Origin of the sequence: Cupriavidus sp. OTU4054, assembly GCF_038440175.1 — a bacterium.
In the GTDB taxonomy this organism is placed as follows: Bacteria; Pseudomonadota; Gammaproteobacteria; order Burkholderiales; family Burkholderiaceae; genus Cupriavidus; species Cupriavidus pauculus_D.
The window spans coordinates 25274-42035 of the sequence record NZ_JASATF010000031.1 but is presented as its reverse complement, the minus strand read 5'-3'; the positions used below and the strand labels follow the sequence as shown (position 1 = coordinate 42035).

At 66.8% G+C, this 16762-nt stretch carries 15 protein-coding genes; 12 read left to right on the top strand and 3 right to left on the bottom strand.

The window, feature by feature from the left end; genetic code table 11:
- Positions 1-6 precede the first annotated feature (6 nt).
- Positions 7-1566 carry a phage integrase family protein gene (locus AAHB16_RS27555; protein WP_342052499.1) on the bottom strand — a complete coding sequence of 520 codons (1560 nt, stop codon included), beginning with the start codon at positions 1564-1566 and terminating at the stop codon, positions 7-9.
- Positions 1567-2109: 543 nt separating this feature from the next.
- Between AAHB16_RS27555 and AAHB16_RS27550 the strand changes: the two genes are divergently transcribed.
- The gene (locus AAHB16_RS27550; protein WP_342052498.1) at positions 2110-3015 is read left to right on the top strand and encodes a response regulator transcription factor; all 906 of its coding nucleotides are present in this window, start codon (positions 2110-2112) and stop codon (positions 3013-3015) included.
- 37 nt (positions 3016-3052) lie between these two features.
- On the opposite strand, the gene AAHB16_RS27545 is transcribed toward AAHB16_RS27550, so the two are convergent.
- The gene (locus tag AAHB16_RS27545) at positions 3053-3277 is read right to left on the bottom strand and encodes a hypothetical protein (protein WP_150375940.1); all 225 of its coding nucleotides are present in this window, start codon (positions 3275-3277) and stop codon (positions 3053-3055) included.
- Positions 3278-3333: 56 nt separating this feature from the next.
- Here AAHB16_RS27545 and AAHB16_RS27540 point away from each other — a divergent pair, with 56 nt between their 5' ends.
- The 10 genes from AAHB16_RS27540 to AAHB16_RS27495 all read left to right on the top strand — a co-directional run bounded on the left by AAHB16_RS27540 (position 3334) and on the right by AAHB16_RS27495 (position 13805).
- Positions 3334-3843: a DNA-binding response regulator gene (locus tag AAHB16_RS27540; protein WP_342052497.1), complete on the top strand. Its 510-nt coding sequence runs from the start codon at positions 3334-3336 to the stop codon at positions 3841-3843.
- A 102-nt stretch (positions 3844-3945) separates the two neighbouring features.
- Positions 3946-4299: a hypothetical protein gene (locus AAHB16_RS27535; RefSeq protein ID WP_411859849.1), complete on the top strand. Its 354-nt coding sequence runs from the start codon at positions 3946-3948 to the stop codon at positions 4297-4299.
- A gap of 220 nt (positions 4300-4519) precedes the next feature.
- Positions 4520-5131, top strand: a complete 612-nt coding sequence (locus tag AAHB16_RS27530) for a phosphatase PAP2 family protein (protein ID WP_150375942.1) — start codon at positions 4520-4522, stop codon at positions 5129-5131.
- Positions 5132-5242: 111 nt separating this feature from the next.
- On the top strand, positions 5243-6646 hold the full coding sequence (locus tag AAHB16_RS27525) for an undecaprenyl-phosphate glucose phosphotransferase (RefSeq protein WP_150375944.1): 1404 nt from the start codon (positions 5243-5245) through the stop codon (positions 6644-6646).
- A 59-nt stretch (positions 6647-6705) separates the two neighbouring features.
- A complete protein-coding gene (locus AAHB16_RS27520; protein ID WP_150375945.1) occupies positions 6706-6957 on the top strand; it encodes an acyl carrier protein in 252 nt (83 codons plus the stop codon).
- Positions 6954-8180, top strand: a complete 1227-nt coding sequence (locus AAHB16_RS27515) for an acyl-CoA dehydrogenase family protein (protein ID WP_342052496.1) — start codon at positions 6954-6956, stop codon at positions 8178-8180. The genes AAHB16_RS27520 and AAHB16_RS27515 overlap by 4 nt, the downstream gene beginning before the upstream one ends.
- 11 nt (positions 8181-8191) lie before the next feature.
- On the top strand, positions 8192-9151 hold the full coding sequence (locus AAHB16_RS27510) for an amino acid--[acyl-carrier-protein] ligase (protein ID WP_150375947.1): 960 nt from the start codon (positions 8192-8194) through the stop codon (positions 9149-9151).
- Positions 9152-10135 (top strand): DUF1839 family protein, encoded by a 984-nt coding sequence (locus AAHB16_RS27505; RefSeq protein WP_150375948.1) that lies wholly within the window; start codon positions 9152-9154, stop codon positions 10133-10135. It abuts the gene before it with no gap.
- Positions 10132-12669, top strand: coding sequence for a glycoside hydrolase family 2 protein (locus AAHB16_RS27500; RefSeq protein ID WP_342052495.1), 2538 nt, complete (start codon positions 10132-10134; stop codon positions 12667-12669). The genes AAHB16_RS27505 and AAHB16_RS27500 overlap by 4 nt, the downstream gene beginning before the upstream one ends.
- 407 nt (positions 12670-13076) lie before the next feature.
- Positions 13077-13805: a Crp/Fnr family transcriptional regulator gene (locus tag AAHB16_RS27495; RefSeq protein WP_150375950.1), complete on the top strand. Its 729-nt coding sequence runs from the start codon at positions 13077-13079 to the stop codon at positions 13803-13805.
- 94 nt (positions 13806-13899) lie between these two features.
- On the opposite strand, the gene AAHB16_RS27490 is transcribed toward AAHB16_RS27495, so the two are convergent.
- Positions 13900-14925 carry a DUF1839 family protein gene (locus tag AAHB16_RS27490; RefSeq protein ID WP_150375951.1) on the bottom strand — a complete coding sequence of 342 codons (1026 nt, stop codon included), beginning with the start codon at positions 14923-14925 and terminating at the stop codon, positions 13900-13902.
- Between the two features lie 221 nt (positions 14926-15146).
- On the opposite strand from AAHB16_RS27490, the gene AAHB16_RS27485 reads away from it, so the two are divergent.
- Positions 15147-16733, top strand: coding sequence for a mannose-1-phosphate guanylyltransferase/mannose-6-phosphate isomerase (locus AAHB16_RS27485; RefSeq protein ID WP_342052494.1), 1587 nt, complete (start codon positions 15147-15149; stop codon positions 16731-16733).
- Positions 16734-16762: the final 29 nt, after the last annotated feature.

Here is a 16762-nt window from a genome sequence, read left to right as displayed (position 1 = left end):
CCGGGATCATGCCGCCTCCCGGCCGAGGCGCAGCATCTTCGGCGTGAACGGTGGCAGCGTGAGCCCCTGCTGCCGGACATAGTCCTTCCAGATGCTGCGAAGCAGTTGATCCAGCCCGCTGGGGGAGTACCCGCTGAGGGAGCCGGGACCGTGCCGCGCCGCGGCGCGGCCCGTCGGCGGCACATGGAGCGGGGCAAGCAGGGATGCATGCGGCGTTGCCCTGGGATCGATACCCCGGGCATTCCAGTGCGCGGACAGCGCCGTCCAGAAGGGCGCCGAAGTTGGCCAGGGCGCCGTGCACTGGCGCGCGGCGATGGCCCCGAGGGTGTCCCCCTGTCGTACCAGATGCGCGGCGATCCATGCGACGCGGCGCCGGTCCGCGAGCGCCGGGTCGGCCGGTACCGGTGCCGCAGCCTGCCGCTCAAGCCAATCCAGAAACGCCGCAATGTCCGCGTCGTTCAGTGACGGGCCGGATGAGGCCGCAACGGGCAAGGCGCCGCCGGTTCGGTGCGTGTCGGTCCCCGGATGGGGGCCTCCCGCTAACGAAGGAACGACGCCAACGATCCCATCGCGATGGGCGGCCCGCATCAGCGCACGGACGACGCGTAGCGCGGCTTCCTGCGAGGCCGCGCTCAGCGGGGCTTCGAACGGCCGCCAGTACTCGGCATCCCGCGGCCCCGCGGGTCCGCACCAGAACGTCGCCGGTTCGGGTGCCTGGAGGAAGGCTGCGTAACGCGCGAACGCATCGGTATCGAACGCGGCGAGCGTCAGGCCCTGTGCGGCTAGCCAAAGCAGCAGGCGCTCGGCTTCCCTTCGATAACTCTTGAGCGTGTGCGATTGGAGCGGCCGCGCCAGCCAGCGCCGAACCCACGACACATCGGCGTAAAGTGCTTTATGAGACTCATGTGTGGGCGCAGCCATATGCTCGAGCGGCACCGGATAGGGCATCCCGCGCGCGAGCGGCATCGCCCGCAATGGCTGCCGGGCGGATGCTGCCAGCGCCGGCGTGACGTACGGCCGGACCCATGCGACCGGGCGCGTCCCTTCCAGCGAGCCCTGCTGGATCAGCCATCGGGTAATCGTGTCGGCGGACTTCGGGCCCAGCCGGGGTACGGCGCGCCACCAGCTGCTGCCCCGCCGGTTGGCCAGGGCGGTGAGGTCGGCGATGCGCAGCAGACCGGCAGCCGTGAGGCGCCGGGCGAGGCTCGGGCCGAACCAGAGGCCGACCTCGTGCGTCTGCTGCGGCCGTCCCTGGCCCAACTGTTCGAGCGAGGATAGCGCGTCCACGCGGCGCGTCATGCCTACGTCGGACCGCCCGCGCAGGGCCTCGAACATATCCGCGATGTCAGGCCGGTCGTGCTGCAGTGCAAACTGCACCAGGCGGTCGCGCAGTGACAGGATGCGCGTGATCGCCTGGGCTTCCGTCAGGGCATCGTCGTCGTCGGGGTCAAGCAGGTACCGGTTGGCAATATCCACCGGCCGCATGCCTTGCGCGTACGCTCGGACGACGGCAAATTCAGTCCGCGTCAGCTTCGTTGCGGCAAGGGTATCCCGGTCTTCGCTCATCCGCCTGTGCCCTGCATTTCACCTAAGTGACTGATCTATAACCGAAACCGCGGACCGACGGGTCGAACCGGGCGCTTTTGCATCACAAAAGTTAATGTAAATTATTTTTGCCAGGGCGCCAATACCGCTGTTGCAAAACATTGACCCCACTGAAGAAGGAGGTCAGCGAGAGAAATGGCGCGGTAAGTGGCCCGCCGTTCCCATATGGCGTGAAATCGTTGTCATACATTTAAGGACATACCCATTGCGTCGCAGCATGCGCTTGCAATTGAAGTGGACGATACCTATGCTGAAGCCAGAATTAGATAAGTTTTGAATCTGAGTTCAGAAGTATCTAACGCGTCAACATGACGCAAACGGGGCGGTCGGGCATCCTCGAGGGAGGATCCAGCAGCATGAGCCAGGACGGGACGCGCTGCATGGATCAGGAGGTTTCGCCCAGACCGTATGGAAGTGCAGCCACGATATAAGCGGAGCATTTCCAATCAGCGCGTACACGGTCCGTCGCAACCGGGGTCGCGCCAATAATAAGAGAGAGCGGCCATGGCCACCATCCTCTTGCTCGAGCCTCACCCGCTGTTGCGCCTTGGACTTCGTCACCTGCTTGCCCAGGCGCACATGCCCGGAGATCTGATCGACGTTGATCCGGCCGTGCTGGCCGATCCCGACCCCTGGACCAGCCACGCGGATCTGTTGATCTATGGGCTGCCGACCGATGCCGCCGCCGGCTGGGACACGCTGGCAACCTATTGCCGCCAGCTGTCGCCGCAGCGTGTGCTCGTGCTTGCCGAACATGTGCCGCCGGCCCTGCCGGAGGGCGGATTGCCCGATGCCGTGCGCGGACTGCTGGCAAAGTCGTGCAGTGCCGATGCGCTGGAAGCCGCGATCCGGCTGGTGCTGGCTGGCGGGGAGTGCTTCCCGTCGCAACTGCCCGCGATGCGCTGGGGCGATCTGCACCTTGGACAACAAGCGATGCAGCAGCCAGGCCAGTTCATCGCCGGGACGCCGTCGCGCCAGATGCCTGCTTCGGAGCCGCGTCATCCGTCAGCCCCGATCGTCGTGCCGCTGCACAGCGTGGCTACCACGCACGGCGAGCTGCCCGTCGCGGAAGCGCAGGGACGCGCCGCCGCGGTGCCGCCGGAAACGCCGGCTGCCGGCGCGCACCTGCTCAATATCACGGAGCGTCAATATGAAGTGCTCGCGCTGCTTGCCCGCGGTTATCCGATCAAGACGGTCAGCCGGCTGCTGAACATCTCGGTGGCGACCGCCAAGACGCATGCGTGCACGCTGTATCAACGCCTGCATGTGCGTAACAAGGGCGAGGCCGTCTACGTCGCGCTGCAGCGCGGTGCCACGCTGAACTGGGCCGGCCCGACGGCTACGCCGCGTCCCGGCTCGTCCTCCGCACCGGCAGTCATGCCGCTGCGGGAGGCCTGCGAAGCGGCCTGACATTGCGCGAACCGACGCGGTGTCCGATGCCCCGCGTTCAGCTGTCTACATCATCCTGCGCCGCCGTCTCATCCGTTTGCATGAGGCGGCGGCGCTTGTACGTTGCTAGTTTGTGAAGGAGCAGGACGCGCGGATCGATGCGCGAGATCAGCCCGATAACAACGATCAGACGAAGAAAGCCCAGACGCAGAACGATTGGCCTCAACCCGGCACGATCCGATACCGCCACCATGCCGCACGCCGATATCCGGATGCCGATCATGAACGGGGAATGGCAGGCACACCAAGCCACGCCATTCCACCCTCGCCGAATGCTCGATGACGACCTACCTGATCGCCAGCAACGAGATGATGTGCCGTATCCTTGCGCGCCGCATGGAAGGACAAGACCTGCCCATGCCCGTGCTGTGGCGCACGCCGGACTGGCTTGCCGATGACACCGATGACGAGTGGGCGGCCTCGGGCCACACCGTCGATATCGCCCTGGTCGACTGCAGCGGGGTGGACGAGGACCCGCGCGCGCTGCTCGATCTCGTACGCACCCGGCTTGCACCGCGCCGATGGCTCGTCCTGTCGGATGCGCTCGATGCGGGCCTGATGTTCCATGCCGCGCGCCTCGGTGCGAGCGGCTGCCTCGTGGTGCCCGCACCGGTCGAACTGGTCTGTGCGGCGGCCTCGCTCGCATGGGCTGGCGGCCAGTGTTTTCCGCGCACTGCGCTGACGCTGCTGCGCGAGCACAACCGTCAGGCTGATCCGCCCCCTGTACTCCACTCATCCATCGGCAGCGTACATGCCGGCGGCCCCGACGGCTCTACTGCGATGGGATGAAGGCGCGCGACCCTCGAAAGGGCTATGCTGAACTCGCCCGTCGAAAGAAGCTGGTACAGAGGCCAGTCGGCGCGGGAAGCAGGGGGTCGTATGGAACGCGGTTTGGATATCCTGGTCGTCCACGGGTTCGCCGTGCGCGAGGGCCGGGGAAAATGGGCATGCTGCTACGAGATCCGGCTCGCCATCGTCAGTGGCGAGCCGCTGTTGTTATATCGGGGCGAATTGCATGGACGACGGTATCCGACCGAGGCCGCGGCGATCGTCGCGGCCTGCGAGATCGGTGAGCGCGAGGCGACCCGGCATGTGGAGCGCGCCCGCGCGATGATCGTGGCATGGTCTCATCCGGCCTCGCCTCATCCGGGCTTGCCACATCCCCAGGCGGTCGATCGCGCGGCGTCTCCCGACGGCCTGTCGCCCTCCGACATTCCGCCGCGTTACGATACCCCGGCGCGTTGAGCGCGCACCAAAAAAGAAGCCCGCCGACCGGGGGACCATGCGGGCTTTGAAATGTCCGTCCATGTGGAATGGGCGGACATTACCTTGAGCATATCGAATCCACTCTGGGTGCTCTATCAACCAGAAGACGCATGCGCGACGGGCATCTCATCCCCGATGTCCTTCGTCCGAAGTTCATCATATCCACGCGGCGCGACGACATGAACGTATTGAACCTGACATGAAATGGCATCTGGTTTCCTTTCTCGGCGAGTCCGCGTTCCTCATCCCATGCGCGGCATTCCTCTACGGCTGGCTGCGATGGCGAGGCGCTACCGACGTCGCGCGTCACTGGCTGTTCGCGTTCTCCGCCATCGCGGCACTGGTGCTTGCCTCGAAGCTCGCGTTCATGGGATGGGGCATCGGCAGCGAGCGCATGAACTTCACCGGCTTCTCGGGCCACGCCGTGATGGCGGCTTCGATCCTGCCGGTGCTGCTGTATCTGGCCGTGCCCGCCAGCCGCCCGAGGCTGGGATCGCTGGCGGCGCTAGCCGGCGTGCTGATCGCGCTTGCCGTGGGCGTGTCGCGGCTGAAGCTCGGCGCGCATTCGGTCTCCGAAGTCGCGAGTGGCCTTGCACTCGGCTTCTGCGTCAGCGTGCCGTTCATCATGCGCCGTGGCGTACCCCGAGGCGCGATGACGATGGCGCTCGTATCGGCGGCACTCGCCACACTGCTGGTCCTGCCGGTGGGCCGCCTCGCCGGTGTGACCCACGTGTGGGTGCAGGACCTCGCCACGTTCCTGTCCGGACGCGATCGCCCCTATGAGCGGGGCGAGTGGTCCTCGTTCTTGTAGGATCGGCGGCGCTCCACGCACGCCAACGTGTGTGCGCCCGCTAACAGACGCTCCGGGACGCGTGCGCAACCATGACCCAGATAGAAATCCCGCAAGGGTTTGGGAGCGGTCATGGCATCGAACTGGAATGTTGCCGCCGAGCGGCGTACGGCGCTTCACTACCTCTACAGACTCGGCGACGCAGTGTTGATCGCTGCCAGCGGCGTCATCGTAGGCGAGCTGCATTTTCCGGGAGGGCTGCAACAGGCCAACGCCGTTCACGGTTTTCTCACCATGCTGTGCGCGCTCGGCGCGCTGGTGGTGTTTCCCGCATTCGGCCTCTACGACTCGTGGCGTGGCCGTAGCCAGGCCGTGCTGGCGCTGCGCACCGGTGCCGCGTGGGCCACGGTGTTCCTGACAGCGCTGATGGGAACGTTTCTGATCCATCAGATCGGGCATGTGTCGCGGATCTGGTCGATGGGCTGGTTCCTGACCTCGTCCGCCGCGCTGCTGGCGGGGCGCGTGATCATGTTCCGCATGCTGGCCAACGTCCGCGAGCAGGGCATCAACGCCAAGCGTGTGCTGATCTTCGGCTATGGGCCGCTCGGCCGGGAGATGTACCTGCGCGTCCAGCAGATTCGCGCCGCGGGCTATCGCGTGGTGGGCATCTACGACGAGTCGTCGCAGGCGATTCCCGCCAACGTGGCGACATTGCGCACGATGGACGACGTGAACCAGTTCGTGCACAGCGAGGGCGTGCGCGAGATCTGGCTGACGCTGCCGATGGCCGCGTGCCGCGACCTGTCCGATGTGGTGCGCCAGTTCCGCAATGAGCTGATCGATATTCGCTGGGTGCCCGATGTCGCGTCCGTGGAACTGCTGGGCCATCGCTTCAGCGACTTCATGGGGCTGCCCGTCATCGATCTGAACGCGCCGCCCGTGTCGGGCATCACCGGCGTGCTCAAGGCAAGCTTCGACCGCATCTTCGCCCTGGCCGCCATCGTCGGACTCTCCCCGCTCCTGTTGGTGATCGCCGTGCTCGTGAAGCTGTCGTCTCCGGGCCCCGTGCTGTTCCGTCAGCTGCGGCTGGGCATCGATGGCCGGCAGTTCCACGTCTACAAGTTCCGCAGCATGAAGATGCACGAGGACACCGGTGTGACGCAGGCGTGCCGCGGCGATGCGCGCGTCACGCGCGTGGGCGCATTCCTGCGGCGCACGAGCCTCGACGAATTGCCGCAATTCTTCAACGTGCTGCGTGGCGAGATGTCGGTGGTCGGACCGCGTCCGCATGCGATGGAGCACAACGAGATCTACCGCGAACTGATCGACCGCTACATGCTGCGCCATCGCGTCAAGCCGGGCATCACGGGCTGGGCGCAGATCAACGGGCTGCGCGGGCAGACCGACACGGTCGAGAAGATGCGCCGCCGCATCGAGTTCGACATCTATTACATCCAGCACTGGTCCTTCCAGCTCGACCTTCGCATCATCCTTCGTACCGCCCTGCATGGCTGGGCCGGTGCCACCGCTTACTGAGAGACACCGGGCGGCAGCAGGTCGCCGTCCGGCGCGCAGACCATCAGCAGAGGAAATCCATGAAGACAACGATCCGCAAGATTCTTGGCGACGTCGGACGGCTCGACGTGCCGCCGGCCTCCCTGGCCGACGACGACGATCTCTACGCGGCCGGACTGTCGTCGCTGGCCACCGTGCATGTCATGCTCGCCCTCGAGAACGCGTTCGATATCGAGATTCCCGACCAGATGCTGACGCGCCAGCTGTTCCGCAGCATCGATTCGCTGGCCGGCGCGGTGTCGGCGATCCGGCAGCGCCAGGAGGCTGCGTGAGCGCCGTGGCCCGGATCGCGCTCGCGCACGCGAACCCCGGTGACGCCATCGCTTCCAGTGCGGCCGCCGACGCCCTGTTTGCCGGCGCGCGTGCCGCGGCCGCCGTCGCGGCTCAGCACGCGGACGCGGTCGATCGTGACGCGCGCTTTCCCGAAGAAGCGTTTGCCGCGCTGCGCGAGCAGAAGCTGCTGGGCGCCATGGTACCTGTCACGCTGGGTGGCGCGGGGGCATCGCTGGCGACAGTCTCCAGGATCTGCCGCATCCTCGGCGAGGCATGCGCGGCAACCGGCATGATCTACGCGATGCATCAGATTCAGGTGGCCTGCGTCGTGGAGCACGGTGGCGGCAGTGCATGGCATGACGGTCTGCTGGCGCGCGTGGCGGGCGAGCAGCTGCTGCTGGCTTCGGCGACTTCGGAAGAAGCGATCGGCGGCGCGTTGCGCACCAGCGGTTGCGCGGTGAGTGCCGATGGCGACCGCTTCCATCTGCTCAAGATGGCACCCACCATTTCCTATGGCGCGCATGCGGACGGCATTCTCGTCACGGCGCGACGCCACGCGGATGCGGCGCCGTCGGACCAGGTGCTGGTCTGCGCCATGAAACAGGACTACACGCTGCAGAGCCTCAACACATGGGACACGCTGGGCATGCGTGGTACCTGCAGCAACGGTTTTCGGCTGGAAGCGACGGGCGACATCGCACAGATCATGCCGGTGCCCTTCAACGAGATTGCTGACGGCACGATGACGCCCGTTTCGCACATCGTCTGGGGTGCGCTGTGGCTGGGCGTGGCCACCGATGTCGTGGCGCGCGCCAAGACGTTCTTTCAGGGGCAGGCGCGCGCGCGTCCCGGCTCCCTGCCGCCCTCGGGCGCCCGTGTGGCCGAGGCGGTCGGCGTGCTGCAGCTGATGGAGGCGCGGCTCGAGATGGCGCTCGCGCATCAGCAGGCGCGGCATCGGGCCGATGGCGGCTCCGAGGGGGGGTCCGTCTCCGCGGCGTTCGCGCTGGCCGCGGAAATGAATGGCCTCAAGACCTCGCTCTCCGCGCTGGCCTTGCAGGCCGCGCAGCAGGCCCTGATGGTCTGCGGCATGGCTGGTTACAAGCAAGGCACGCCCTTCAGCCTGGGCCGCCAGCTGCGCGACCTGTGGTCGGCCCCGCTGATGATCAACAACGACCGCATCCAGGCCAACACGGCCAACCTGCTGCTCGCGGATCGTTCCTGACGGAGACAGACATGGATGTACAAGCACTGACAGACGTGAAGCCGGTCGGTGGCGCGGGCGATGCGGCGCAGCCGACGTTCCTGCGCCGGCTGCTGGACGCGGGACTTCTGATCGAGTCCGGCGTGCCGGGCCTGTACGGGCGCAGCGCGGTGTTCGAAGCCATTGCCGACGGCCTGAACGCGGCCGTCACGCGGATGGGCGCGGACCAGCACGCCGAAGTGCTGCGCTTTCCGCCGGCCATGGGCCAGCAGGACTTCGAGACCAGCGAGTACCTCAAGAGCTTTCCGCAACTCGCGGGCACCGTGCACAGTTTCTGCGGCGACGATCGTGGCCATCATCGGCTGCTTGCCCGGCTCGAGGACAAGGAGGACTGGACCGACCAGCAGGCGCCGACGGGCGTGGTACTGACGCCCGCCGCGTGCTATCCGGTCTATCCGGTGATTGCCCGGCGCGGAGCGCTGCCGGACGACGGCAAGGTGGTGGATGTGCTGTCGTACTGCTATCGCCACGAGCCATCGCTCGAGCCTACCCGCATGCAGCTGTTCCGGATGCGCGAGTTCGTCTGCCTTGGCACGCCGGAGCAGATCGTCGCGTTCCGCGAGCGCTGGATGGCGCGCGGGCAGGCATTCGGCCGCGCGCTGCAACTGCCCGTCGAACTCGATATCGCCAACGATCCGTTCTTCGGCCGCGGCGGCAAGATCGTGGCGGACAGCCAGCGCGAGCAGAAGCTCAAGTTCGAACTGCTGATTCCGGTCAACGACGGTGCCGGGCCGACGGCATGCATGAGCTTCAACTACCACATGGACCATTTCGGAGAGCTCTGGCACATCGCATTGCCCGACGGTGGCGTCGCGCATACCGGCTGTGTGGGTTTCGGCATCGAACGCCTCACGCTGGCGCTGCTGCGCCACCATGGGCTCGATCCCTCGCGCTGGCCACAGGCAGTACGGGAAACGCTGGGAGGCGTGTGAATGTACGGTGACGGCAAGGCTCGTACACGCGGCGGGACGCGCGCACTGTTCGGGGGAAACCCCGTGTGGTCGCACGTCAATCGCCATATCGACCTGTGGGTCGAGCTGCTGCACGGATGGAACTTCGAGCCCATCGCGGCCTTGCCATTCACCGTCACGCTCGACTTCGAAGGCGACCAGTTCACGTCGTCGAACATTCCGTCGGCCGATCTCGAGCGTCTCTACGGCATCGTGCAGGACGAGCTGTCGACCTATGGATCGCTCGAGGCGCATGTGGCCGCGCAGACGAACCGAGGCAACGCGGTGCTGCTCGAGGTCGACAACTACCAGCTGCCGCAGCCGCCGGGCGCCTATCGCCGGCAGCACGCGCGCTCCTGCATCGCGATCGACGTGCTCGTGCCGGAAGCCACCGCGGTGGGCTACTACCACCACGACGGCTACCACACGGCGAGCGGCGACGACTACATGTCCATCTTCCGCCTGCCCGGCAACGATGCCATGTGGGGCACCACGACGTTCCCGCACGCGGAGGTGGTGCGGCGGCGCTTCGAGGCGCCGAGCTCCGACGAACTCGTGCGCGTCTCGCTCCAGCTCCTGCGCGGTCATCTGGGACGGCGTCCCCGGTCGAATCCGATCGAGGCGTTTCGCGCCGCGTTTCCTGCGCATCTCGAGCGGCTGATGTCGTGCGGCGAACCCACGTTCCAGGCCTATGCCGCGAGCGTGCTGCGCCAGCTCGGCGCGAACTTCGAACTGCTGGGCTGCTACCTGCGCTGGCTCGTCATGAATGGCCAGGTGCTGCCCGATACGGTGGCCGAGTCTTGCTACACGATGGCGTCGGAGGCGATGGTCATGCAGTTCCGCCTGATGCGCGCCGTCATCAGCCACAAGACCGATAGCTGCGAAGACTGCCTGGAGCAGCTCGAACTGGCCTACCGGGGCACCGTGCCGGCACTGGCCGCTTATTTCGGGGAGACTGTCTCATGACCGCGCGCGACCCTATGCTTGCCCTGCAGCGCCTGCTGCAGCCTGGCGTGGCAATCGGCCCTTCGAGGCTCGAGGGCGACTGGACATTCCTGGAGACGTTCGCGAATGCCGCGGCCCATCCCGACGAACTGTCGGAAACCGGGCACTGGCTGCCGGCGCAGGTGCCAGGCACCGTGGCGGGCGCGCTGCGCGCCGCGAACCGCTGGGACGATACGGCGCCGCCGCCCCTGCATCGGCATGACTACTGGTACCGGCTGCATTTCTCCGGCAGCGGTGGCCGCCTGCTGCGCTTCAACGGCCTGGCGACGATCGCGGAGGTCTGGCTCAATGGCGTGCAGGTGCTGACCACGCGCCATATGTTTGCCGCCCACCAGGTCGAGGTGGAGCTCGCCGGTGCCGACAACGTGCTCCATATCTGCTTCCGCGCGCTGCATCCATGGCTGCGCGGGCAACGCGGCCCGGTCCGGTGGAAGCCGCGCATGATCGTGCCGCCCACGCTGCGCACCGTGCGGACCACGCTGCTCGGCCATATGCCGGGCTGGTGTCCGCCCGTGCACGCGGTGGGCCCGTGGCGCGATATCGAGCTGCTCGACCCCATGGGCACCGAGCCGACGCGCGGCGTGCGGGCCGAGCTGTCCAGCCGCCTCGACGGCGAGGACGGTATCGTCGCGCTGCGCCTGCATATCGCGGGTTTGACGCCCGCGCATGGCGCGTTCGCCGTTACCGGGCCCGACCACGCCATGTGGCATGGCGAACTGCGCAGGGTGGCGCCGAACCTCCTGGCCGGCGAACTGCGCGTGCCCGCGGTGCAGCGCTGGTGGCCGCATACGCACGGCGAGGCCGCGCTGTATGGGATCGAGGCAAGTATCGGTGGCAATGTGGTGTCCTGCGGGCATGTCGGCTTTCGTACCGTCGAGGCGGATCGCGAGGGCGGCGCCTTCACGCTGCGCGTCAACGGCGAGCGCGTGTTCTGCCGGGGAGCGTGCGTGTCGACGCACGATCTGCCGGGCCTTGCCGATACCGACGAGGCGGTGGCGCGCTGGCTGCGGCTGGCGCGCGACGCGGGCGCGAACATGGTGCGCGTGAGCGGCGTGACCTGTTATCCGGGCGAGGCGTTCTATCGCCAGTGCGATGCGCTGGGCCTGATGGTCTGGCAGGACTTCATGTTCGCCAACTTCGACTACGGCGATACGGGCGGTGCGAATGCGGGCCTGATGGACGACGTCGCGCGCGAGGTCGCGCAGTGGCTCGCCTCGACGCGCGCCCACGCGAGCCTTGCCGTGCTGTGCGGCGGCAGCGAAGCCGAACAGCAGGCGGCGATGATGGGCGCGGCGCGCGGCGACTGGCGCCAGCCGCTGTTCGACACGCTCATTCCGGGGCTCGTGGCCGAGCATCGCCCAGACGTGGTCTATGTACGCAACTCGCCCAGCGATGGCGCGTGGCCTTTCCAGCCCGACACCGGCGTGACCCACTACTACGGCGTGGGCGCCTACCAGCGTCCGCTGTCGGATGCCCGCCTTGCGGGTGTGCGCTTTGCCGCCGAATGCCTGGCGTTCGCCAATGTGCCCTGCGCGCGAACGCTGGCCGAAGCCGGACTGACCCAGCCCGTGCACGATCCGCGCTGGAAAGCGCGCGTGCCGCGCGATGCCGGCGCGTCGTGGGACTTCGAGGATATCCGCGACTACTACCTGCGCGCGCTCTATGACGTCGATCCGCCGCGACTGCGCTACGAGCAGCCCGCGCGCTACCTGATGCTGTCGCGCGCCGTGGTGGCCGAACTGATGACCGAGGTGTTCGGCGAATGGCGCCGGGCGGGCTCCTCGTGCGCGGGCGGGCTGGTATGGCAGCTGCAGGACCTGCAGCCGGGGGCGGGATGGGGAATCGTCGACGCCCAGGCGCGGCCGAAGTCGGCCTGGCATGCATTGCGTCAGGTGTGGCAGCCGGTGCAGGTCATCCTGACGGATGAGGGGCTCAACGGGCTGCACATCCATCTGGTCAACGAGACGGCGGCACCGCGGACGGTACGGCTGTCATTGCGCTGCCTGCGCGATGGAGAAGCGGTGGCGGCACGCGCCTCGCTCGACGTCACGCTGGCACCGCGCGAGACGCGCCAGCTGACGGCCGCGGCCTTGCTCGACCACTTCTTCGACTTCACCTATGCGTACCGCTTCGGGCCGCCCGCGCACGACGTCGTGCTGGCCACACTGCACGATGACGCGGGCACGCTGCTCAGCCAGTCGGCCTATCTGCCCGACAGGCGTGCCGCCGCGCTGCGCGATCCGGGCCTGCATGCCAGCGTCGCGAAAGAAGACGGCGAGTGGTGGCTCACCATCGGTACGCGCCGCTTCGCGCGGTGGGTCCATGTGGATGACCACGCGTTCGTCGCGGAGCATGACTGGTTCCACCTCGGGCCCGGCGAAACGCGTCGTGTCCGCCTGATGCATGAGGCCGCCGCGGCAGGCAGTGCGCATGCCATCCCTTCGGGTGAGATCCACGCGCTCAACGCGGATTCGCCGGTGTTCTATCAAGGCTGACCTCAACCTTCTCCACCTTTCCCGCCAGCCCACGCCGGGACTGGCGGAATGCCGCTTCAACCCCCTGCCGCCCCACTCGACCCATCCTCCACGCGGATGTGTCCCGCGCGTGCCGTCTCCGCCGTTTTCCTCCATACAACCTACCAAAGCATGATCGTCTGACCTATCCGTCTGCCTACTGTCAGTTCTGTGCGCCATGACACTTAATACAAGCACAGCAAGAGCAAACCGGGCCAATCGCCTGGGACAGGGAAACACGGGTGGCAACCGCGGCGAATGCTGAAAAGGTTGCCGAAATTTCGTCAGTCATCGAGATACGGTGGAGCGGCGAAGTCGGGTCACATATCGCACGTCAGGTGCGGCGCGGACCGATATCGCTTCTTCCGGGGTTAATGGGAGAGAGAAAAATGATCACGCATCGGTCGGACCTGCATGTCAATCACTTGCTCAGCGCGTTGCCTCGCCATGAGTGGGAAACGCTCTCGCGGCATTTCGAACTGGTTCGCCTGCGTGCCGGCGAGTTGCTGACGGATTCCGGCCAGCGCATCGTGCACGTCTACTTCCCGACCACCTCGGTGGTATCGCTGCTGTCGCTGCTCGAGGATGGCGCCACGGTGGAGTTCTCCGCGGTGGGCAACGAGGGCCTGGTCGGCATTCCCGTGGTCACGGGCGGCGACACCATGCCGAGCCGCGTGGAGGTTCGCAGTCCCGGCTTTGCCTATCGCATTCCGGCGCGCGTGCTGCGTGCGGAGCTGGGCCATATGCCCACGCTGCAGCGCGTGACGCTGCTCTACGTGCAGGCCGTGCTCACCCAGATCGCGCAGACGGCCGCCTGCAACCGCCACCACTCGCTGAACAAGCAGTTGTGCCGCTGGTTGTTGCTGGCCATCGACCGCATGAGCTCCAACGAACTGGTGATCACGCAGCAGGTGATTGCCAACATGCTGGGCGTGCGCCGCGAGGGCGTGACCGAGGCGGCCGGCAAGCTCGAAGACCTGGGCCTGATCCACCATAGCCGCGGCCATATCACGGTGCTGGACCGTTGCGGCCTCGAGCGGCATTCCTGCGAATGCTACAAGCTGGTCAAGCGCGAATACGACCGCCTGCTGCCGGCACTGGCCGGCGTGCATGCCTGAGCGCGAACGCGGCGACGTGAGCCGGCGGCGATACGCGAGCGGGCGGAGATGAATGGCCGCGCAGGCCGTTCACTCGCCGCCTTCTCGCATCGGTTCACGTCTGCCAGGCACTGGCGCGGCCGAACGAGTTCAGCAGCCCCTGCGTGACATGCGTATAGGCGCTCTCGAGCGTGTCCAGGCATTCACTGCACGCGTCCGCACGGCCCCGCGCGACGGCGCGGGCCAGGCGGAACTGGAGCACCTTGCATTCGGTGGCGATCGACGTTGCGCCGGCAACGATCGACTGCGGCACGCGATAGCCGTGTTCCCCGAGCCATGTCAGGCCATGCGCAAGCATCTCGAAATTGGCGCCGAGCTGGCGCGGCAGGTTGAATCCGTAATGATGGAAATACGCATCGCCGCGCGACAGTATCGTGCCGACGTGGTCGTCGAAGACCTCACGCCACCGGCTGACGGGATTGATTTCCGGCAGCCGGTCCAGATGCTGGCGCATCTGTGCCGCGGCGGCATTGGACAGCACGCGTCCATCGAGCGGCGGCCGCACGCGCTTGACGCATTCGGCGTAAGGAAACAGCAACAGCGAGTTGTCGCGCAGTGCCGGCTCCAGCCGCAGCAGACCGCGATAGTCCTCGTCCACGGCCGTGTACCGGCCCAGGTTGTGATAGTAGGTGAGCCGCTGCTGCGCGGTGTCGATACCCTCGACAGCCACCGTGGTCTTCACGTGACCGCGGCGGTAAGCGGTGGCGCGCGTGTCGGGCAGGTAAAAGCTGTCGACCTCGACGAGCACCGTGTGCCCGCGTCCCACCTGCTCCCCGATATGCGCCTCGAGCGTGTCGTAGATCGCCATCTCCTGCACCGCGGTGCCGTAGAGCTGCTCGAGGTCGGCCACCGGATACTTGAAGAAGGTGAAGTGGTCGCCTTCGAAATCCTGCGTGACCGTGAACGCGAGCGCCGCGCGCGGATCGAGCCCCCAGCCGTAGAGCAGTTCGATCCAAAGATCCATATAGCAGTTGGTTTCCTGCCAGACCGCGTCGTCGCCGTGCAGATTGCCGGGGCGCGGCGTGTCCTGCTGCCCGTCGATGCCCGCGCGTTCGAGGACCGTCTCGATGCCTTGCTCCATCTTGTCCCTCCGGAACGTTGGAAACAGCGCGTGCCATTGCAGCACCGGCGCGCCCGCGCATCTGTTCGCTGTCCAACCCAGCCGGCGCCGACGCGGCGCCGGCAAGCGTGTGCGGAATCGAACAGATACTGCGCAGTGCACGTTTCACACTGGGCCGCATCTTCCGGCGCTCGTGCCGGAGTGGATTTCGTACCCATTTCTGCGTGCACGCAGGAGACATCATGAAACTTCGGATTCAGGACGGCATCGCGCCGACGGGCATCGCCCTCCCCCCTGCCGGACAGGCGCAAGCGTTGGGGGCGGTCGATGACACGGTGCTGGCGCCGCCCGTGCGCGTGGCGCTGCAACCTGTGATCCTCGCTGGCGGGTCGGGCACGCGCCTGTGGCCGCTGTCCCGCGAAAAGCATCCCAAGCAGCTGCTGAACCTGGTGGCCGACGACACGCTGCTGGAGGCCACCGCGCTCCGGCTCGAAGGCGTGGCCGCGCGCACCGGACGTCCCGTGAGCCTCGATGCGCCGCCGATCGTCGTGTGCGGCGAGGAACATCGCTTCATGGTGAGCGATATGCTGAAGCGACAGGGCAAGCGGGCACGCGTGGTGTCGGAACCCTGCGGCCGCAATACCGCGCCCGCGCTGACCGTGGCGGCGCTCCACGCGCTGCTCGCGGCCGGCGACGCAGGCGATGCGGTGCTGATCGCCACGCCGGCCGACCATTGCGTGACCGACACCGAAGCGTTCCGCGATGCCGTCGCCACGGCCGTGCAGCACGCCGAGCAGGGCGCGATCGTCACGCTGGGCGCGCGTCCCACCGCGCCCGAGACCGGCTTCGGTTATATCCATGCCGGCGCTGCCGTGCCTCCCGGGGCCTTCCTGATCGACCGCTTCGTCGAGAAGCCGCATCTGGAACTCGCGCAGCACTATGTGGATTCCGGCGAGTACTGGTGGAACTGCGGCATCTTCGTGGTGCGGGCGTCGGTCTGGCTCAAGGCCGTCAGCCAGCTGCAGCCGGAGATGTACCTGCAGTGCCGCGCCGCCTGCGAGATGGCGGGCGAGAGCGGAAACGCGGCCCAGCCCGAAGTTTTCCAGCTGGAGCGCAATGCGTTCGAGGGCTGTCCCTCCGATTCGATCGACTATGCCGTGATGGAGCAGCTCGACGCGCTGCCCGGCATTCCCGGCATGCTTGTGCCCCTCGATGCCGGCTGGTCCGACGTCGGCTCATGGGCGGCCATCTGGGATATCGCGGCGAAGGACAACGCCGGCAACGCCTGCAGGGGCCGTGTGCTGTTCGACGGCGCCACCTCCTGCCTCGCGCATTCGGAAGGGCGCCTGATCGCCTGCGTCGGCGTCCAGGACGTGGTGGTGGTGGAAACCGCGGACGCGGTGCTGGTCGTGGACAAGCACCACGTGCAGGACGTCAAGAACGTGGTGCAGCGCCTGCGCACCGAACATGGCGCCGAGGTGGTCAACCATCGCAAGGTGCGGCGGCCGTGGGGGTGCTATGACTCGATAGATCATGGCGACCGCTTCCAGGTGAAGCGCATCGTGGTCGATCCCGGCGCGAGCCTGTCGCTGCAGATGCACTATCACCGCGCCGAGCACTGGGTGGTGGTACGCGGTACCGCGCGCGTGACCTGTGGCGATACGGTCAGCATCCTTTCGGAAAATCAGTCCACCTACATTCCGATCGGCACGCTGCATCGTCTCGAAAACCCGGGGAAGACACCGCTCGAAATCATCGAGGTCCAGTCGGGCGCGTATCTCGAGGAAGACGACATCGTGAGATTCGAAGACAACTACGGGCGCAAATAGGCAACACGCCAGGAGAGCATCTCGTGAAT